At 71.9% G+C, this 19,300-nt stretch carries 15 protein-coding genes and 2 pseudogenes; 7 read left to right on the plus strand and 10 right to left on the minus strand.

Annotated elements, in window-relative coordinates; all coding sequences use genetic code 11:
* Nucleotides 1–191 precede the first annotated feature (191 nt).
* On the plus strand, nt 192–1,166 hold the full coding sequence (locus tag AB0K02_RS10225) for an acyl-ACP desaturase (protein WP_365991916.1): 975 nt from the start codon (nt 192–194) through the stop codon (nt 1,164–1,166).
* A gap of 37 nt (nt 1,167–1,203) precedes the next feature.
* Here AB0K02_RS10225 and AB0K02_RS10230 read toward each other — a convergent pair whose 3' ends face one another.
* The 3 genes from AB0K02_RS10230 to AB0K02_RS10240 form a co-directional block, all read right to left on the minus strand.
* Nucleotides 1,204–2,556: an SDR family NAD(P)-dependent oxidoreductase gene (locus AB0K02_RS10230; protein WP_365991917.1), complete on the minus strand. Its 1,353-nt coding sequence runs from the start codon at nt 2,554–2,556 to the stop codon at nt 1,204–1,206.
* A 367-nt stretch (nt 2,557–2,923) separates the two neighbouring features.
* Nucleotides 2,924–3,193 carry a WhiB family transcriptional regulator gene (locus tag AB0K02_RS10235; RefSeq protein WP_365991918.1) on the minus strand — a complete coding sequence of 90 codons (270 nt, stop codon included), beginning with the start codon at nt 3,191–3,193 and terminating at the stop codon, nt 2,924–2,926.
* A 59-nt stretch (nt 3,194–3,252) separates the two neighbouring features.
* A complete protein-coding gene (locus tag AB0K02_RS10240) occupies nt 3,253–4,047 on the minus strand; it encodes a VOC family protein (protein ID WP_365991919.1) in 795 nt (264 codons plus the stop codon).
* A gap of 534 nt (nt 4,048–4,581) precedes the next feature.
* On the opposite strand from AB0K02_RS10240, the gene AB0K02_RS10245 reads away from it, so the two are divergent.
* On the plus strand, nt 4,582–5,322 hold the full coding sequence (locus tag AB0K02_RS10245) for a pentapeptide repeat-containing protein (protein WP_365991920.1): 741 nt from the start codon (nt 4,582–4,584) through the stop codon (nt 5,320–5,322).
* Nucleotides 5,323–5,550: 228 nt separating this feature from the next.
* A pseudogene (locus AB0K02_RS10250) lies at nt 5,551–6,014 on the plus strand (glycosyl hydrolase); the annotation flags it as partial.
* Between the two features lie 97 nt (nt 6,015–6,111).
* On the opposite strand, the gene ligD reads toward AB0K02_RS10250, so the two are convergent.
* Nucleotides 6,112–7,125 carry a non-homologous end-joining DNA ligase gene (gene ligD / locus AB0K02_RS10255; protein WP_365991921.1) on the minus strand — a complete coding sequence of 338 codons (1,014 nt, stop codon included), beginning with the start codon at nt 7,123–7,125 and terminating at the stop codon, nt 6,112–6,114.
* Between the two features lie 52 nt (nt 7,126–7,177).
* On the opposite strand from ligD, the gene AB0K02_RS10260 reads away from it, so the two are divergent.
* On the plus strand, nt 7,178–8,248 hold the full coding sequence (locus AB0K02_RS10260; protein WP_365991922.1) for an ATP-dependent DNA ligase: 1,071 nt from the start codon (nt 7,178–7,180) through the stop codon (nt 8,246–8,248).
* A 107-nt stretch (nt 8,249–8,355) separates the two neighbouring features.
* Here AB0K02_RS10260 and AB0K02_RS10265 read toward each other — a convergent pair.
* Nucleotides 8,356–9,427: pseudogene (locus tag AB0K02_RS10265) on the minus strand (AMP-binding protein); the annotation flags it as partial.
* A 233-nt stretch (nt 9,428–9,660) separates the two neighbouring features.
* Here AB0K02_RS10265 and AB0K02_RS10270 point away from each other — a divergent pair.
* Nucleotides 9,661–9,918, plus strand: coding sequence for a hypothetical protein (locus AB0K02_RS10270; protein ID WP_365991923.1), 258 nt, complete (start codon nt 9,661–9,663; stop codon nt 9,916–9,918).
* A gap of 111 nt (nt 9,919–10,029) precedes the next feature.
* Here the strand turns inward: AB0K02_RS10270 and AB0K02_RS10275 are convergent, their stop codons facing one another.
* Entirely contained in the window at nt 10,030–10,464 is a 435-nt protein-coding gene (locus AB0K02_RS10275; protein ID WP_365991924.1) for a YchJ family metal-binding protein, read from the minus strand.
* 161 nt (nt 10,465–10,625) lie between these two features.
* On the opposite strand from AB0K02_RS10275, the gene AB0K02_RS10280 reads away from it, so the two are divergent.
* Nucleotides 10,626–12,362 (plus strand): FAD-dependent oxidoreductase, encoded by a 1,737-nt coding sequence (locus tag AB0K02_RS10280; protein ID WP_365991925.1) that lies wholly within the window; start codon nt 10,626–10,628, stop codon nt 12,360–12,362.
* 3 nt (nt 12,363–12,365) lie between these two features.
* Here the strand turns inward: AB0K02_RS10280 and AB0K02_RS10285 are convergent, their stop codons facing one another.
* Together AB0K02_RS10285 and AB0K02_RS10290 are read right to left on the minus strand one after the other, a co-directional pair.
* On the minus strand, nt 12,366–13,625 hold the full coding sequence (locus tag AB0K02_RS10285; RefSeq protein ID WP_365991985.1) for an ATP-grasp domain-containing protein: 1,260 nt from the start codon (nt 13,623–13,625) through the stop codon (nt 12,366–12,368).
* Entirely contained in the window at nt 13,528–14,892 is a 1,365-nt protein-coding gene (locus AB0K02_RS10290) for an MFS transporter (protein WP_365991926.1), read from the minus strand. Before AB0K02_RS10290 ends, AB0K02_RS10285 begins: the two co-directional genes overlap by 98 nt.
* A 208-nt stretch (nt 14,893–15,100) precedes the next feature.
* Between AB0K02_RS10290 and AB0K02_RS10295 the strand changes: the two genes are divergently transcribed.
* Nucleotides 15,101–16,447 (plus strand): 6-phospho-beta-glucosidase, encoded by a 1,347-nt coding sequence (locus AB0K02_RS10295; protein WP_365991927.1) that lies wholly within the window; start codon nt 15,101–15,103, stop codon nt 16,445–16,447.
* A gap of 176 nt (nt 16,448–16,623) precedes the next feature.
* Here the strand turns inward: AB0K02_RS10295 and AB0K02_RS10300 are convergent, their stop codons facing one another.
* A complete protein-coding gene (locus AB0K02_RS10300; protein WP_365991928.1) occupies nt 16,624–17,904 on the minus strand; it encodes an MFS transporter in 1,281 nt (426 codons plus the stop codon).
* The gene (locus tag AB0K02_RS10305; RefSeq protein WP_365991929.1) at nt 17,901–19,280 is read right to left on the minus strand and encodes an MBL fold metallo-hydrolase; all 1,380 of its coding nucleotides are present in this window, start codon (nt 19,278–19,280) and stop codon (nt 17,901–17,903) included. Before AB0K02_RS10305 ends, AB0K02_RS10300 begins: the two co-directional genes overlap by 4 nt.
* Nucleotides 19,281–19,300: the final 20 nt, after the last annotated feature.

A 19,300-nucleotide genomic window follows, 5' to 3' on the forward strand; every position in this document is an offset into this window, starting at 1 on the left:
GGGCGCGATGCGAAGGGACCGGCGGAACCGGAACGTGACCTGCCTCTCCCTTGGCATCGCGCCACCTGGCCACATAACCGAACGTAAACGGTCATTGCGGATCCGGGCTTGGTCGGGGCCTTATCGCGCGCTTAACCTACGGTCTCGTAACCTACGAACCCGTAAGTACCCTCCCGTCCCCAGGAGCACTCGTGACGATCACCTCTCCCCACCTCGGCAGTTCGGAAGCGTGGACCGACGCGCGGCTGCTGTACGCACTCGAAGAGGTCGTGGAGAAGGAGCTCAATCGCCATCTCAAGGTCGCCAAGGACTGGATGCCGCACGAGTACGTGCCCTTCGGCGACGGCCGGAACTTCCCGGGCTTCTTCGAGGACGGGGAGGCCTGGGAGCCGGACCAGTCCAAGGTCACCGACATCGGCCGGATCGCCCTCGTGGTGAACCTGCTGACCGAGGACAACCTCCCGAGCTACCACCACGAGATCGCCACCCTCTTCGGCCGCGACGGCGCGTGGGGCACCTGGGTGCACCGCTGGACCGCGGAGGAGGGCCGGCACGGCATCGTCATGCGCGACTACCTGCTCACCTCGCGCGCGGTCGACCCGGACAAGCTGGAGCAGTTCCGCATGGCGCACATGGCGGAGGGCTTCGAGTCGGACAACCGCCACTCGATGCTGCACTCCGTCGCGTACGTCGCGTTCCAGGAGCTCGCGACCCGCGTCTCGCACCGCAACACCGGCCACCAGTCGGGCGACCCCGTCTGCGACCGGATGCTGGCGCGCATCGCGACCGACGAGAACCTGCACATGGTCTTCTACCGCAACCTGCTGAGCGCGGCCTTCGAGCTCGCCCCCGACCTGACCATGCAGGCCGTCCGCGACGTCGTGGTCAACTTCCGGATGCCCGGACACGGCATGCCCGGCTTCGAGCGCGCGGCCGCGCAGATGGCGATCGGCGAGATCTACAACCTGCGCATCCACCACGACGACGTCCTCCAGCCGGTGCTCCGCTTCCTGAAGATCATGGAGATCGACGGCCTGGGACCCGAGGGCCTCAAGGCTCAGGAGGAGCTCGGCCTGTACATGGGCGGGCTGGACTCCGAGGCGAGGAAGTTCGACGAGAAGCTCGCCGCCCGCAAGGCCCGTATGGCGGCCCGCGCCGGGAAGTGACGCCGGTGCCGGACGGCCCCGCTGTGCGGGCCCGGTCTCACCACGCGGCCTCCTGGTAGTCCTTGAGGAACACGCCCGCGACCGGGTCGCCCGCCTCACCCCGCACGATCGGGTCGTAGATCCGCGCCGCGCCGTCCACGACGTCGAGCGGCGTGCGGGTGCCGAAGGCGGCGATCCGCGCCTTGCGCGGCGCGGGGTTCTCGTCGGTGATCCACCCGGTGTCGACGCTGCACATGTGCACGCCCTCGGCGGCGAGCTGCGCCGCGCTCGTGCGCGTGAGCATGTTCAGTGCCGCCTTGGCCATGTTGGTGTGCGGGTGGCGGGCCGTCTTGTTGCGCACCGCGAACCGGCCCTCCACGGCCGTCACATTGACGATGTACCGCCGGGGGCGGGGCGAGGCCAGCAGCAGCGGCAGCAGACGGTCGGCGAGCAGGGCCGGCGCAAGGGCGTTGACCAGCTGGGTCTCCAGCAACTCGGCGGGGTCGAGACCGCCGAGCCGGGCCGACCACGAGTTCTCCGGCGCGAGGTCGGGCAGCAGACCCGTCTCGTCGGCCGGGTGCGCCTGCGCGTCCGGCAGGACGAGCGAGAGGGCGCCGTCCGGTGCCCCGACGGCCGCCATCGGGGCGTAGCCGGGTGCCATGAGCACGCCGGGCCCCGCGGCGCCGCTCTCCCCCGCGGCCAGGACCGCGTACGCCTCGGGCTGGCGGCGGATCGTCTGCGCGGCGTTGTTGACCAGGACGTCCAACGGCTCACCCATGTCGCGCAGTCGCTCGCACAGGCCCAGCACCTGCCGTGGGTCGCGCAGGTCGACGGCGACGACCGTCAGCCGGTCGAGCCACTCGCGGCTGCCGGGCACGGCCCCGAACCTGCGCAGGGTGTCGTCCGGGAACCGGCTCGTGACCAGCAGCTCGGCACCGTCCCGCAGCATCATCAGCGCCAGCTGGAATCCGATCTTCACCCGGCCGCCCGTGAGCAGGACGCGCCGCCCGCGCAGGTCCGTGCTCAGCGATCGCCGGGCGGTGTTGTCAGCGGCGCAGGGCGGGCAGAGCCGGTGGTAGAAATTGTCGACCTGTCGGTAGAGCGCCTTGCAGACATAGCAATGCCGGGGTCGCTCGTAGTGCCCGACGTCCCGGCCCGGCGCCACGGCCACGAGCGGTGCGTCCTCCCGCCGGTCGAGGGCACCCGTGGCGGTCCCGGCCGCGAGGGCGGCATCGGCCTGCGACCGCGCGCGCCGCGCGGCCTTGCGCCGCAGATTGCGGCTCTCGCGCGCGAACGACGCGGCGATCGACTCGCCCTTCATCCGCCGGGCATCGCCCAGCGGCAGAGCGCGCAACCTGCGTGTCATGAGCGCGAAGGCGTCCAACTCGTCGTCCGTGACCTGGTCGTTCATGTCGTCGTCCCACCCCTGCCGAGTCCGGTGATCCTAACGACAGCCCGTCGGCCGGAGCATCCGGATATCCCACCGCTCCCCAGGCGTACGGCAGTTGTCCTCCGCGGCGGACGGTCTGCGAGGTGATCGCCGGTCGTTCCCGGTCGCGGGAGGAGGGGCCGCCAGCCGGCCCGGTGCTGCCGGGCCGTGGACGAGTCCCCCACGTCGCTGGGCGAGGTGCGCCGAGTGCTGGAACGCGTACGGGCGGACCGGCTGGGCACGCCGCGCTCGACGAGGCGTGCGACGGCTTCCGCAAGCGCTGGAGGCACGGCGCCGAGCGGCTCGACGGCCGCAGCGTCGGCGTCGGGCCGCGCACGCGGTGCCCGCACTAAGCAGAGCCGGCGCGCCCCGCGCGCTCACGCCCCCGCTTCAGCCGCAGCCGCTCCTTCTCCGAGAGGCCGCCCCATACGCCGAATCGCTCGTCGTGCGTCAGCGCGTACTCCAGGCACGCCACCCTCCCCTCGCACGCGCCGCACAGTTGCTTCGCCTCGCGGGTGGAGGAGCCGGGGGCCGGGAAGAAGAACTCGGGGCCCGCCTGGGCGCACAGGGCCGTCTCCTGCCAGGCCAGTTCCGGGTCGGTGATGGTGTTGATCGACATGCACAACAGCCTGCCCCGTGGCGATAAACAGTCGATCAATGACGCGTCAACGGCTCCCGCTACCGCTGTTCCACGCCTCGCAGCACCGCGAACCGCGCTCCCGCCGGGTCCGCGAGGCGGGCGAAGCGGCCCACGCCCTCCATCGTGGTGGGGGGCATCCTGATCTCGCCGCCGAGTTCCTGGGCCGTGGTCACGGCCGCGTCGCAGTCGGTGACCGCGAAGTACGGCAGCCAGAACGCTCCCAGGTCCCTCTCCGACGGGTCGGCCGTCAGCGGGACGGCTCCGGCGAACGCCGCCTCGGGGTCCGAGCCGCCCGGGCGGATCAGGGTGTAGGCGCCGCTGCCGTCCGGGAGCGGCATCGTGGACGACTCCCAGCCGAGGACGGTGGAGTAGAAGGAGAGCACGGAGTCCGGCTCGGGTGTGTACAGCTCCAGCCAGCACAGCGTGCCGGGGTCGCCCACGACGTCGAGTCCCGTGTTCTTCCGCGGCTGCCAGGCGGAGAAGCCCGCGCCCGCCGGGTCCGTGAAGACCGCCATGCGGCCCTGGTCGAAGACGTCCATCGGCTGGTACAGCACCGTGCCGCCGTTGCGTTCGACCGCCTCGGCCGTCGCGTCGATGTCCGGTGTCTGGAAGTAGACGCTCCAGCCGGCGGGTGCCCGGTCGGCGGGGACGGTCATGCCCGCGGCGACGGTCCTGCCGTCGAGGCGGAACATACCGTAGCCGCCCGCTTCGGGACCGGCGGACGCGAACTCCCAGCCGAAGAGCCTGCCGTAGAAGAAGCCGGCGGCATCGAGGTCGGGGGTGCCGAGGTCGATCCAGTTCGGCGAGCCGGTGACGTAGGCGGTGCTGAGCATGGTCCCTCCTTCATCGGCCCCCCGGGCGACTGTCCTGCGACCGCGGTCCGTGCCGAGTCTGCTACCGACCCGGCCCGGACGCACGCAGTTGAGTGCCCACGGCGATTCGCGCGTGGCACAGGTGCGTTGCGGGTGCGCCCGGCGCTGGGGCAGGATCGCCGTCGTGAACTCCAGAAAGGCCCATGGCGCGTAGTCGCCCGCCACCCGCTCCACCGGCCGACGCGCATCGACTACGTCCCCTGCCGAGGAGTCCCCACGGTGCCAGCGCGATCGCCGTGCGGGAGGGCGTACCTTTTGGGTCAGGCGGAGCCGTCCGGGGCGAAGGGCCGTCGTGCAGCCCGGGCGCATCATGTTGCGGCCGCCCAGAGTTCGCGGCGAGAGCCGAATGACTGTGGGCAGAAATCGCGGCCCATGAAATCGTTTACCTGTCCGGCTCCCCATCTTGGTTTGGTCTGGTTGCGATCACCTGGCAACGGCAGTAGAGAGGAAGAGAGGTATCCCTCATCTTGTCCACGTGTATTGGGGATGATCCCCGTGCCCGAGACAGGTCCGTTGTCGTTGGCTTTGATTGGTGTGCTGCTCCTCCTTGGAGCCATCGGCGCAGTTGGGGCGATTTTTGCCTGGAGGATGGCTGCCAGAGAGCCGGAGGCCGAACCCCGGATCGAGGTACTCGCTGGAATCGGTGGGGGCCTGGTCACCGGTATCGCCATTGGGTTGTCGGCGCTGTTTCTGGAACAGTCCATCGGAGAGTCGCAGAAGTACGCGGCGTGGAGAGCGAACATCGAGATAGCCCAGTCGATACCAGGCTTCACCCCTGGGGACCGGGATATCGGCGACATCAATTTCAGTGGTAAGGAACTCCACAACGCCGACCTTCACGAAGCCTCTCTGCAGGGCTTCAGGTTCAGGGAGGCCGACCTCAGAGGAGCGAATCTCCAGGGAGCTGAGCTCCAAGGGGCGGAACTGGTCGGCGCCAATCTGTACCAGGCGACCCTGCTGGACGCAGACCTTGAGGGAGCCTCGTTGCACAGTGCGAACCTCACTCATACCGAGTTGGGTGACGCCGAGTCCTTCAGGGACGTCAAGGTAAACCTCTACACATGTTGGCCGAAGGGCGTACCCAAGCAGGTGCTAGCGAAAGTGGACGTGAGGGAACACCATGACGAAGTGACTGGAAAGGTGCTGGGGCGTCAGGAAGACAAGCGGGACGGCATAATAGGGGGAGAGCAAGCTCCGAGGTGCACATTGTGGAAGGGCGGCGAAGAGATTCGCTGATCGACGTGCAAGCCAGCCCGGCGGGCTGAGCGTGCGCGGAGCGCTGACCACTTCGCACTCACACCGCGCCAGATGCCCGGCGGCGTCGCGCACGGCGTCGTCTCGGGCAGTCACCGTTTCCTCGGCTCGGTCCCCGTCACGCCGACGGGCGCCACGTTCCCGTTGGTCGGGACGGGCGGCGCGGTCAGCGTCCAGCCTGGCGCGGCGAGCGTCGAGGCCGTGCAGGGCGCGACCGACGCGGGTTCGGGCGTGGAGCGCATCGAGTACGCCCTCGGTGCCGACGGCCCGTGGCAGCCGTACACCGTCCCCGTGGTCGTCGACCGGGTGGGCACCCACACGGTCCGCTACCGGGCGACCGACAAAGCAGGCAACGCGGCCGCCGAGAAGGCCGTCGACTTCACCGTCGTCGCCCCGCCGACCGACGACACCACCCCGCCACAGACCTCGGCGACCGTCAGCGGCGAGAAGAACTCGGACGGCGCGTACATCGGGCGGGCCGAGGTGAAGGTGTCGGCGACGGACGCCGGCTCGAGTGTGGAGCGGATCGAGTACTCGCTCGACAGCGGCCGCTACCTCGCGTACACCACCCCCTCGTCGTCGACCGGGTCGGCTACCACACGGTGCTGTACCGGGCCACGGACAAGGCGGGCAACACCTCCGAGGCGAAGAGCGTCGCGTTCTCCGTGGCCGAGGTCGGCGGTGTGCGGACGACCCTCGCCGGCCAGTGAGCGGCGGCCCTCCTTCCAGACACCGGGAGGAGGGCCGCCGTCGCTCGTGCGCCGGGCCGGGTCAGTCCGCCGCCTTCTTGGCCCGGCTGGGCTGGACCCGCTTCGGCTCCCCCGGCATCTTCGGGTACTCCGGCGGGTAGGGCAGATCGCCGAGCCCGTGGTCGGCCTCGTCCTTGCGGGCGAGTTCCAGCAGGGTCTCCAGGCTGAACCGGTGGTCGTCCATGTCCGCGTGGACGTCACCGACCTCGGCGTAGCGGCCGGGCATCGTCTTGATGTCGAAGTCCTCGGGGCGCGCGTCGTCGAGCTCCTCCCAGCGCAGCGGGGCGGAGACGGGAGCGTGGGGGCGGGGACGCACCGAGTAGGCGGAGGCGATGGTGCGGTCGCGGGCCGTCTGGTTGTAGTCGACGAAGATGCGCCGGCCGCGCTCCTCCTTCCACCACTTGATCGTCACCCGGTCCGGCATGCGGCGCTCCAGCTGCCGGCCGCAGGCGATCGCGGCGCGCCGCACCTGCGTGAAGTTCCAGCGCGGCTCGATCGGCACGAAGACGTGCACGCCGCGGCCGCCGGAGGTCTTGGGCCAGCCCCGCAGACCGGCCTCGTCGAGCACGGCACGCAGCTCGTGGGCGGCGCGTACGGCGTCGTCGTAGTCGGTGCCGGGCTGCGGGTCGAGGTCGATGCGCAGCTCGTCGGGGTGGTCGGTGTCGTCGCGCCGCACGGGCCACGGGTGGAAGGTGACGGCGCCCAGGTTGGCGGCCCAGATGACGGCGGCCGGTTCGTCCGGGCACATCTCGTCCGCGGAGCGTCCGGACGGGAAGGTGATGTGGGCGGTGGGGATCCAGTCGGGCAGGTACTTGGGGACGCGCTTTTGGAAGAACGATTCGCCCGTCACCCCGTCGGGGTAGCGCTCCAGCGTCGTGGGACGGCTGCGCAGGGCCCGGGTGATGCCCTCGCCGACGGCGAGGTAGTAGGTGACCATGTCCAGCTTGGTCCAGCCGCGCTCGGGGAAGTACACCTTGTCGGGGTTGGACACCCGGACGGTGCGCTCCCCCACTTGAAGTTCCACCGCTCCAGCCATGCCCGCCAGCGTAGGCCGTGCCGAGTGGGGCTGCATGCCGGAGAATCGGGCCATGGACCTGCCCGTGATGCCGCCGGTGAAGCCCATGCTGGCCAAGTCCGTGAAGACGATTCCGCCCGGAATGCACTACGAGGCGAAGTGGGACGGTTTCCGGGCGATCGTGCACCGCGACGGCGACGAGGTCGTCATCGGCTCGCGCACCGGCAAACCGCTGACGCGGTACTTCCCGGAGTTGGCCGACCGGTTCCGCGAGCTGCTGCCGGAGCGCTGCGTCGTCGACGGCGAGATCGTCATCGCCCACGGGGGCCGCCTCGACTTCGACCGTCTCACCGAGCGCATCCATCCGGCCGACTCCCGGGTCCGCATGCTCGCCGAGCGCACCCCCGCGAGCTTCGTGGCCTTCGACGTGCTCGCCCTCGGTGACGAGTCGCTGCTCGACGCACCGCTCAAGGCGCGCCGCGAGAAGCTGGAGGAGGCGCTCAGGGGGGTCCGGCCGCCCGTGCACCTGGCGCCGTCCACGACGGACATGGCGGTGGCGCGGGAGTGGTTCGAGCAGTACGAGGGCGCCGGGCTCGACGGGATCGTCGCCAAGCCGCTGGATCTGCCGTACCGGCCGGACACCCGTCTGATGTACAAGATCAAGCACGAGCGGACCGCGGACGTGGTGGTGGCCGGCTACCGCTTCCACAAGAGCGGCCCGGTCGTCGGCTCGCTCCTGCTCGGGCTGTACGACGACGCGGGGGCGCTCCAGCACGTCGGCGTCTGCGCCGCGTTCTCGATGAGGAAGCGCGAGGAGCTGGTCGAGGAGCTGGAGCCGCTGCGGCTGGAGGACGTCTCGGAGCATCCGTGGGCACGCTGGGCGGAGGAGGCGGCGCACGAGAGCGCGCGGCTGCCGGGCGCGCCGAGCCGCTGGTCGGGCAAGAAGGACCTGTCCTGGGTGGCGCTGCGGCCCGAGCGGGTGGTGGAGGTGGCGTACGACCACATGGAGGGCGACCGTTTCCGCCACACGGCGCAGTTCCGGCGGTGGCGGCCCGACCGGGAACCCGCCGGGTGCACGTACGAGCAGCTGGAGGAGCCGGTGCGGTACGACCTGGACGAGGTGCTGTCGGCCCCCGGGCGGTGACCTCAGGTCCTCCGCCCGGGGCGCGAGGCGCGGCCCGCGCCTCGCTCGACGTGCCGTCAGGCGTAGAGCGCCTCGATCTCGGCCGCGTACGCCGCCGCGACCGCGTGCTTGCCGGTGCCGAGGAACGCGGCGAGATACGCCTCGGCGAAGCGCACGCCGATGCGGTGCGCGCGGTCGAAGGAGGCGCCGCGGCCGATCTTCTCGGCCGTGGCCCTGCCGGTGTGGTGGATCTTCTCGAAGAGGTAGGGGACGCCGACGAGGAAGGTGGGCCGGAGACCGCCCGGCTCGGGCCGGAGTTCGTCGGGCTTGACGCTCGGGCAGTGGCCGAGCTCGATACAGGCCGTCGGGCAGGCGATCTGGAGGGTCCGGCCCAGGATGTGGGCGAGCGGCAGGAACAGGAGCGTGGAGGCCGTCTGCCCGGTCACCGCACGGAAGACGGGGTGCAGCAGTTCCACGGTGTCGGCGGCCTCGGGGTGCAGGTTCGCGTGGGTCAGGACGCAGCCCTTCGGCTTACCGATGGTGCCGGAGGTGTAGCACAGGGTGGCGACGCTGTCCGGCGTCAGGGCGGCGCGCCTCTTGGTGATCTCCTCCTCGGGGATGTCCCGCCGAGTGTGACGAGTGTCTCCATCGCGCCGTCGTCGAGTGTCCACGCCCGGGGTCCGGCACCCAGTTCCCGCGCCGCGTCGGCCACCGTTCACGCGTGCTCGGCGGATTCGGTGACCACGTGCCGCGCGCCGCTGTCCTGGAGGATCCAGGCGACCTGTTCGGCCGAAGAGGTGGCGTGGACAGGGACGCTCTGCCCCCCCCGGCGGCCCAGATCGCGAAGTCGATCACGGTCCACTCGTAGCGGGTGCGGGACATCACGGCCACCCGTCCGCCCGGCTCGAGCCCGGCGGCGATCAACCCCTTGGCAGTCTCGCTGACTTGGCGGGTGAAGTCGGCGGCGGTCACGGGACGCCACCGGCCGTCGTCGTCCTTGTGTCGCAGGACCACCGATGCGGGTGCTGCCGTGGCGTTCGCGTAAGGTATGTCGGCGGTGCTGCCGGAGACGGACGGCCGGGTGAGCGGTGCGGTGCGCGCCTCTCGTACGACGCCGTCCTCCCTGACCAGTTCGACCGGGACGCGACCGGCGAGATCGCTTCGCTTTCTCGCCCTCTTCAGATCCTTGCGTACGCCCATGGTCGGCTCCAGTTCGCGGTTCGCGCGTGACGCGGGCGGGAGTTGACGGGACCTCGGCACTTGCTCGGGTGCAACCTACTCCCGCGTATCCACAAAGCAACGGGGCGACCGACGACCGTTGCCGCACAAAGACACCCCCGCCGCGGAACCCGGAAACCGCTCCGGTAGTCATGGAGGGGTGGGAGGCCGACCGACCGACGGCCTCCCGACGGAAAAGCAGACAAGGACTTGACGTGACCGCCTCCAACCTCGTGCCGGTACCGATCCCCGACCGCGTGGCCGTGATGATCGGCTCCTGCATGCCGGCCCATGTCCTGCACGCGGAGATCGAGGCCGAGTGCGCCGCGCGCGAGGTGTACCGCTTCCGCGGCCCGCTGTGCGCCGAGGACCGGGCCGACCGCGAGCACGCGCTGTCCGCGCTGGCACGGGCGAACAAGGTGCTCGCCGCGTACGACCCGCGGCTCACCGTCAGGCCGGCCCGCGCCCACTGACGCTCCCCGCCCCGAGCCCTCCGTCGCGGCCGCGCCCCCCGGCCGCCGGAACGGCCGGGAGACGGCGGAGGGGTGGCCGAGATGCGGCCTGGGGGCGGCGGGGGGCGCGGCTCACTCGATGAAGGTGCCGTCCACGTAGACCCATGCGCCGTCCTGCCGGGTGAAGTTGCTGCGCTCGTGCAGCTCGCCGCGCTTGCCGTGGTGGCGGTAGCGGGCCCGGAAGGTGACCGTGCCCTCGGTGTGGAAGGGGCTGCCGTCGGTGACGTCGGTGATCTCCAGGCTGGACCACTGCATCCCGGGGTCGAGATCCAGGTGGCGGGGCCTGGTCGAGGAGTGCCAGGTGCGCAGCAGGTACTGCGCGTCGTGCGCGGCGAAGGCGCTGTAGCGGGAGCGCATCAGCAGCTCGGCGGTGGGCGCCGTCTCCTCACCGCTGTGGAAGCGGCCGCAGCACTCCCCGTACGTGGCCGGCAGGCCGCAGGGACAGGGGGATGCGGCGGTGAGGGCGGGCTGTGCGGTGCGCCCGGGGCGTTTGATGCGTCGTGCCATGGCTCCATTTTCCAGCCATTGCGGGAATGGGCCCACGCGTGGCTTCCGGGTCATGAGGACTCTCCGTATGCTCCTGCGCCGGACGCGGTCGTTACCGTCGGGTAAAGGGGGATCGGATGGACCGGTCGGGCACTTTACGAGGCACTTCACGGCGCACGTTCATGGCGGGGGCCGCCGCGGTCGGCGGCACCGCGGCACTCGCATCGGCCGCAGGCGTCACCGCCGCCGCCGCGGCCCCGGCGCCCGGATCGGTCGCCGTGCTCGGCGGCGGTGTGGCGGGGCTGACCGCCGCGCACGAACTGGCCGAGCGCGGCTTCGCGGTCACCGTCTACGAACGCCGGGCGCTCGGCGGCAAGGCCCGCAGCATGGACGTGCCCGGCAGTGGCCGGGGCGGGCGCAGACCGTTACCCGCGGAGCACGGCTTCCGCTTCATCCCCGGCATCTACCACAACCTCCCCGACACCATGCGGCGCATCCCCTTCCCAGGGAACGCGAACGGGGTGTGGGACAACCTGGTCGCGCCCTCCGAGATGTCCTTCGCCCGCACCGGCCGCGAGGACCTGCGCATCCCGCTCCCCTGGCCGGGCCACCGGCCCGCCGAGCTGACGCTCGATGAGATCCGCCGCGCGCTCACGGCGATGCTGGACACCGCTCTCGGCATCCCCGCCCACGAGACGGCCTACTTCGTAGGCCGCGTGCTCGTCTTCCTCACCAGCTGCGACGAGCGGCGCGACGAGGTCTGGGAGCGCACGCCCTGGTGGGACTTCGTCCGGGCGGAGCGGATGAGCCACGACTACCAGCGCATCCTCGCGATCGGGGTCACCCGCAACATCGTGGCCACCAAGGCCGAGGAGGCGAGCACGCGCACGGTCGCCACCCTGCTGGAGGCGTTCGTCCTCAACGCGCTGGGCCGCGGCGCCGACGGCCCCCTCGACCGCATCCTCGACGCGCCCACCAACGAGGCGTGGATCGACCCCTGGGTGGCGCACCTGACGTCGCTCGGTGTCCGGTTCCGCGTCGGCTGGACCGTACGGGAGACGGCGTACGGCGGTGGAAGGATCACGGCCGCCGTCGTCGAGGACGCGCAGGGGGCGCGCCGGGCGGTGACCGCCGACCACTACGTGTGCGCGATGCCCGTCGAGCACGCGCGGCGCACCTGGGGACCGGCCCTGCGGGCCGCCGACCCGCAGCTCGCCCGCTGCGACAGGCTGCGCACCGACTGGATGACGGGCATCCAGTTCTATCTGTACGAGCGGGCGCCCCTGCTGCACGGTCATCTCAACTGCGTCGACTCGCCATGGTCGCTGACCGCCATTCAGCAGGCCGGACACTGGCCGGACCGCGACTTCCCCGCCGACTACGGCGACGGGACGGCCGTGGACTGCCTGTCCGTCGACATCTCCGAGTGGGACCGGCCCGGGATCCTGTACGGCAGGACCGCCAAGCAGTGCACCCGGGCCGAGGTGGCCAGGGAGGTGTGGGCGCAGCTGAAGGCCGCGCTCAACGACACGGGCCGGACGGTCCTCAAGGACAGCGCCCTGCACTCCTGGTTCCTCGACCCGGGCGTCGACGGCCTCGGCACCCCGAACCCCACCAACGAGGACGAACTCCTCATCCACCCCGTCGGCACCTTCCACCTCCGCCCCACGGCCGCCACCGCGATTCCCAACTTCTACCTCGCCGGCGACTACGTCAGCGTCGACATCGACCTGGCGACGATGGAGGGCGCCAACGCCTCGGCCCGTCAGGCGGTCAACGCCCTGCTGGACCGGACCGGTTCGGCCGCGCCCCGGTGCACGGTGACACCGCTGTACCGGGCCCCCGAGTTCGAGGCGCTCAAACGGCACGACCGCACCCGTTTCCGCTGGGGCCTGCCGAACGCCTTCGACCTCGGGTAGACCTCAGACCGCCAGGTCCGCCAGCGTGCGCAGGTACCGGGGCGCGATGAGGCGGTTGTTGGGGTTGTCGCCGAGCGGTTCGCCGTTGACGACGGTCCGCCGGCGGGCGTCCAGCAGCACCTCGTGCAGTTCCTCCGGGGACGCGGCCGTCACGACGAACAGGACGACGGTGTCCAGCTGGTCGGAGCGTCCGGTGAGCCGCTGCCCCGTTTCCTTCGTCGGGCGCACGAACCGCGCGGTCTCCGGGACGGACAGGTCGCGCAGCTCGGTGGTGCCGGGGCGCGGCAGCGTCAGGCACTCCGCGGCCCATCCCCGGGTGGGGTTCAGGGAGTCGAGGTCGGGGCTCGCCCCGCAGCCGAGATCCGTCAGCAGTTCCTCGTACGGCGTCCCGAGGACCAGCCCGAAGAGCAGTACGGCGCCCGCGCCCGCCACCCGCAGATTGAAGTCGATCAGCTCCACCGGGCCGTCGTCCGGGACCATCACCTCCAGGTGCGTCGGCCCGTGCGTGATGCCCAGGCACCGGTGGAAGGCCACCGCCGCTTCGGCGATCTCGGCGTACCGCGGGTGCTGGTACGGGAAGACGGCCGCCTGCTCGACGACCGGGTCGTCGGCCAGCAGGTACCGGCCCAGCAGCCCCACGACCTTCACCTCGCCGTCGTGCACCAGCGATTCGACGGACAGCAGCTCGCCCTGGGCCTTCTGCTCCAGCACGAACCCGCCGCTCAGGACGTAGTCGCGGGTCATCCCCGCGGCCAGCGGTGTGCGCTCGATCTCGGCGGCCGCCGCGCGCAGTTCGTCCAGGGAGCCGACGGTGAAGCACATGGCGCTGCCGGTGCCGTGCGCCGGCTTGAGGATCGCCGGGCCGTCGAAGCCCCAGGTGTCCCAGCGCAGCGCGCCGGCCAGGGTCGTCGACCGCAGGCGGGACAGTCCCTCGGCGCGCAGCCGGTCGCGCACCTCGCCCTTGTCGAGCGCCGTGCGCAGGGCGTCCGCGCCGCTCGTGGGCAGGCCCGCGCGGGCGCGCAGCTCCGCGTCGTACGGCAGGGCCGCCTCGAACGCCGCGTAGGTGCCGGCTATCTCGTACCGCTCGTACAGGTCGTCGAGCACGGCCCGTACGGCGTCCGCGTCGGACCAGGAGGCGAGGGGGATCAGCTCGTCGACCACGCCGTCAGGAACGGCGAACGGGCCCTGCCGCGGCAGCGGGTTCTGCCCCACGACCACCACCGTCAGGCCGCGGGCCTTCGCCGCCTTGGCCACCAGTGCCACGTGGTTGACGAGTTCGAGCAGGACGAATGCTTTTCGCATGGCGACTCCCAAGTCGGTGTGCGCGCGCCTCCCAGCCGGTGACCAGCAGGGCGATGAGAACGAGATCGAGAGTGACGGCCCACTCGGCGCCGAGGGTGTCCATCACCCAGGAGAAGACGGATCCGAAGACGGCCATCAGGCTGTAGCCCAGGGCCGACAGCAGGCCCACCACGGCCGAGACCTTCGCCTCGGGGGTGTGGGCGATCAGCCGCTTGTACTGGTGCGCCCAGACCATCTCCACCGCGAGGACCATCGCGACGAACGCGGCCAGCGCCAGGACCAGGCTGGAGCGCGCCGCGGGCAGCGCGGCGTACATGAAGACGGCGAAAGCGGTCACGGCGGCGTTCAGGAGCCGCTGGCGCGTCTCGGGCACCAGCTCCCGGCGGCTGAGGTACTGGTACAGGAACAGACCGGCGATCACGGCCAGGGACTCGGCGGTGAAGAACATCGCGGTGCCCGGCTCGCCGAGCGAGAACCAGAGGTCGGGAACGGCCGTGATCAGCACCAGGTAGGTGGCCTGGAAGGCCGTCACCGTCAGCACGATGTAGAAGACGGCGGTGGAGACCACCGGGGTGCGCACGATGATGCGGGCGGCCGAACGGACGTGCGCCGCGACGCCCTCCCGCTCGTCACCCGCCGCGCGGCGCGCCTCCTCGATACGGGCGCGGTTCGGCCGCACGAGCGCGAACAGTGCGGCGGATGCCAGGAAGGTGGCGACGTCGATGAGCACGACCGTGCTCATCCCGACGAACCGGAGGATGACGGTGCCGGCCGCACCGGCGACGGCTATCGCGATGAAGAGGCTGGAGTTGAGCACGGCGGAGTACAGGTCGGTCTGCCGCTTGTCGAAGAACTGCACCAGCGCCTTGACCCGCGCCGCGTTCACAGCGCTGTTGAGCAGGGCGCGGACGAAGATCACCGCCACGGCCACGGGGAACTGGTCCGGTGCCAGACAGGCCAGGAACAGCAGCGTCACGGCGGCGGCCGCCAGGTTGAGCCGCAGCAGCAGCCTCCTGGCGTCCGCACGGTCGATGTAGTGCGTGGTGAACAGTCCGACGAAGAGATTGGCGACCCAGTCCGCGGCGAACACCGCGGAGGCCAGGGTGGCGCTGCCGGTCTCGCCGTAGACGAAGGCCACGTAGGAGATCATCAGCAGCTTCGAGCCGAACAGCGAGATGAACGACGCCGCGTACGTCAGCAGGAAGTTGCGGTCGAGGTAGACGCGCATAGGGGCGCTCCTTGATGGGGGCCTCGTGACGGGGCCGGGGACGCGCACGACCGTAAGCAGCGCCCCGCGGGCGGGAGAACGGGCGATGCGGGACTTCATCAGTTCCCCCGCGCGGATCCGTCAGGTCGCGCGCCCGTGCCGGGATTTCGGGCCCGCGCCCGTGCGGGGGCTTCGCCGCGGCCGTCGGCGCGCGACGTACCGTACGGGCATGAAGCTCACGATTCTCGGCGGCGGCGGATTCCGGGTGCCTCTCGTGTACGGGGCGCTCCTCGGCGATCAGGCCGAGGGCCGGGTCACCGCCGTCACGCTGTACGACGTGGACTCCGAGCGGCTGGACGCCGTCTCGCGGGTGCTCGCCGAGCAGGCCGCCGGACAGCCGGACCCCCCGCGCGTCTCGGTGACCCGCGACCTCGACGAGGCCGTGCGCGGCGCCGACTTCGTCTTCTCCGCGATCCGCGTCGGCGGCCTGGAAGGGCGCGCGGCCGACGAGCGGGTCGCGCTGGCCGAGGGGGTGCTCGGGCAGGAGACGGTGGGCGCGGGCGGTATCGCGTACGGGCTGCGCACGGTACCGGTGGCGACCGGCATCGCCCGGCGGATCGCGGAGCTGGCCCCCGACGCCTGGGTCATCAACTTCACCAACCCGGCCGGTCTGGTCACGGAGGCGATGAGCCGGATCCTCGGCGACCGGGTCATCGGCATCTGCGACTCACCCGTCGGACTCGGCCGCCGGGTCGCGAAGGTCCTCGGCGCCGACCCCGCGACCGCGTGGACCGACTACGTCGGGCTCAACCACCTCGGGTGGCTGCGCGGGCTGCGCGTCGGCGGGCGCGACCGGCTGCCGGAACTGCTCGCCGACAGCGAGGCCCTGGGCTCCTTCGAGGAGGGCAGGCTCTTCGGCCCCGACTGGCTTCGCTCGCTCGGCGCGATCCCCAACGAGTACCTGCACTACTACTACTTCAACCGGGAGACCGTGCGCGCCTACCAGGAGGCGAAGCAGACGCGGGGTGCGTTCCTGCGGGCCCAGCAGGCCGGTTTCTACGAGGAGATGAAGCGGCCCGGCACGCCGGCGCTGACCACCTGGCGGCGCACTCTCGCCGAGCGCGAGGCCACCTACATGGCGGCCAACCGGGAGGCCGCCGGGGCCGGCGAGCGGGAGGCGGAGGACCTGCAGCCCGGCGGCTACGAGCAGGTGGCCCTCGCGCTGATGCGGGCCGTCGCGCGCGACGAGCGGACGACGCTGATCCTCAACGTCCGCAACCGGGGCGCGCTGTCCGTCCTCGACGCGGACGCCGTCGTCGAGGTGCCCTGCCTGGTGGACGCGAACGGGGCGCATCCGGTCGCCGTCGACCCGCTGCCTCCCTATGCGACGGGTCTGGTGACCGCCGTGAAAGCGGTCGAGCGCGAGGTGCTGGCCGCGGCCGGCAGCGGATCGCGGTCGCACGCGGTCACGGCCTTCGCCCTGCATCCGCTCGTCGACTCGGTGAGCGTCGCGCGCCGCCTCGTCGACGGCTACCGCGCCGAACACGCCGGGCTCGCGTATCTGCGCCTGCCGTGACGCCCCGGCCCGGGAGGGGATTCGGGGCCCGACACGCGGGCCGGGCGGGACGTCAGGGCCCGGCACGCGGGCCGGGCGGGACGTCAGGGCCCGGCACGCGGCCCGGGCGGGGCGTCGGGGCCCGACACGCCGGCCGCGCGCGCACCGGGCTCGCCTCTCCGGAGCCTGCGGGTGGTTCAGACCCGCGGGTGGGTTTCGTACATGCGGACCGCGACGAGGAGCCCGGTGGCCGCGGTCAGGGCTGCGACGGCCCAGATGGCTGTGGTGAGGCCGTAGGCGTCGGCGAGGGCTCCGGCGAGGAGGGCGCCGACGGCGAAGCCGCCGTCCCGCCACAGGCGGTAGACGCCCACGGCGCGGGCACGCCAGGCGGGATGGGCGACGTCGCCGATCACCGCGAGAAGGACGGGGTAGACCAGGGCGGTGCCCGCCCCCAGCAGGATCTGGGCGCCGGCCCATACCGGGAAGGACGTGCCGGCGGCGACCATGCCGATGGCGGCGCCCTGCAGCAGCATGCCCGCGGTGACGAGGTGTTTGCGGCCGACGCGGTCGGACCACCAGCCGGTCAGGATCTGGCCCAGGCCCCAGACGGCGGGGTAGAGGGCGGCGAGCAGACCGATCCGGGCGACGGACAGGCCGTGGGCGGCGTAGAGGAGGGGGAACAGGCCCCAGGCGAGGGCGTCGTTGAGGTTGTTGACCATGCCCGCCCAGCTGGCCGAGGACAGGGCCTTGTCGCCGTAGCTGGTGGTGCGGACGATCTGGGCCGTGGTCAGGTCCGCGTGATGGCCGGGATTGTCCGGGGCGGGGTGGAGGGCGGCTTCGGCGCGGGCGTGGTCGCGGGTCTCGCGCACCGCGAGGACGGAGAGGCCGAGGCCGAGTGCGGCGTAGGCGATGCCGAGGAGGAACGGCTGCGGACGCAGTCCGCTGTGGGCGGCGATGGCACCGGTGGCCATGGCGGTGGCGGCGAGCGCGCCGTAGCCTGCGGCCTCGTTCAGCCCCATGGCGAGGCCGCGGCGGGCCGGTCCCACCAGGTCGATCTTCATGATGACGGTGGTGGACCAGGTGAGCCCCTGGTTGACGCCGAGCAGCACGTTGGCGAAGACCACCCACCCCCAGGAGGGCGCCCAGATGAGCAGCAGCGGCACGGGCAGGGCGAACAGCCAGCCCGCCACGAGGACGGGCTTGCGGCCGAAGCGGTCGGAGAGCGTCCCGGCGAAGAAGTTGGTGGCCGCCTTGACCACCCCGAACGCCACGATGTAGGTGAGTGCGGCGGTGTAGGCGGACAGGTGGAACGTCTGCTCGGCGAGCAGCGGAAGGACGGTGCGTTCCTGCCCCAGCATGCCGCCCACCAGGGCGTTGACGGCGACGAGGAGCGTGAACTGGGCGATGTTGGCGCGCAGGCCGAGCCGGATCGCGCCTGGACGCCCGGGTGCGGGCGCCGGCTCGGCGGGGGCGTTCACGAGCCGTCCTCGAGGGCACGGCCGGTGGCCCTTGCCCAGTCGGCGGCACCGCCGACCAGGACGGCGAGATCACGGGAACCGGCGCGGGCGAGGAGGCTGGCGGCGGTCGTGGCGCGTTCGCCGTGCCCGCACATCACCACGGTGCCGTCGACGGTGGTGGGCGCACCGGCGGGGATGGCGCCGAGTTCGGCGTGGGCGGCGCCGGGGATGTGACCGCCGGCGAACTCGGCGGCCTGCCGCACGTCGAGGACCGGGCGATCGCCGATCTGCTCAGCCGTGACGAGGCTGATCGTGTCCACCGTGCCGCCGTCGGCGATCCAGGCGTCCATGCCGCCGGCCAGCTGTCCGGCGGGCCGGTCGTACCCGATCTTCGCCGCCTGCCAGGCGAGTTCGTGCTGGTCCTGGCCGGGGCCGAGGACGAAGACCAGCGGGGCGTCGTCCGGCAGCAGCCAGCCCAGCCAGGTCGCGAACGCCGGCCGCAGCGGGTTGGAGACGGCACCGGGGATGTGCCCGGCGGCGAACTCCTCCACGGGGCGGGCATCGACGAGGTGCGCGCCGGAGGCGAGCAGGGAACGGACGACGGCCGGGCCGAGCGGCTTCAGGCCCGGGGCGGTGACGAGGAGGGCCGGGCCTTGGCGGTTGATCTCGGCGAGTCGGTCGAAATACGCGGGGTAGGAGCCGAGGGAGCCGAGCAGGCGGGCCACGAACGTGTCCTCGTCCGGTGCGGCGAGCAGCTCGTTGGCGGCCTTCTGCGCGCCGATGGTGGTGGTCCGCTCCGCACCGGGCGGCGCCGAGCAGAACGAGCCCGCGCCGTGTGTGGGCCACACCGGCGTGTCGTCGGGGAGCTCCGTCAGCCGTCGCAGCGACCGGTACTGGGCGCGGGCCAGCTCCTCGGCCCGGTCCGCCCCCTGCAGGTCGGTGCGGGCGGCGGAGCCGACGATGAGCGAGCCCCCGGTGAACACCCCGAGTGCGCGGGTGCCGTCCAGGAGCAGGAAGGCCAGGTGCTCGTCGGTGTGGCCCGGGGTGGCGAGCGCCCGCAGCGTCAGCCCGCCGAGGTCCACCTCGTCGCCGTCGCCGAGCGCGGTGTGCGGGAAGGCGCGGCGGCCGGCGGCGGAGGCGAGCACAGTGGCCCGGTCGTCGGCGGCTAGCTGGAGCGCGCCCGTGAGGAAATCGGCGTGCAGGTGGGTGTCGGCCGCGAATGCCACTCTCAGGCCACGCCTGGCGGCGGCGGCTCGCAGGGAGCGGATGTCACGACTGGCGTCCACCGCCAGGGCCCGGCCGTCGCCGAGGTCGACCAGGTAGGAGCTGTTGCCCAACCCCGCGTCCACCAAAGGCACCAGGTGTTCGTCGGCGAAGTTCACGGCGTCCTCCCGCATGACTGAGGTATGGGGTGGTC

The organism is Streptomyces sp. NPDC049597, from assembly GCF_040675505.1.
Classification (GTDB): domain Bacteria; phylum Actinomycetota; class Actinomycetes; order Streptomycetales; family Streptomycetaceae; genus Streptomyces.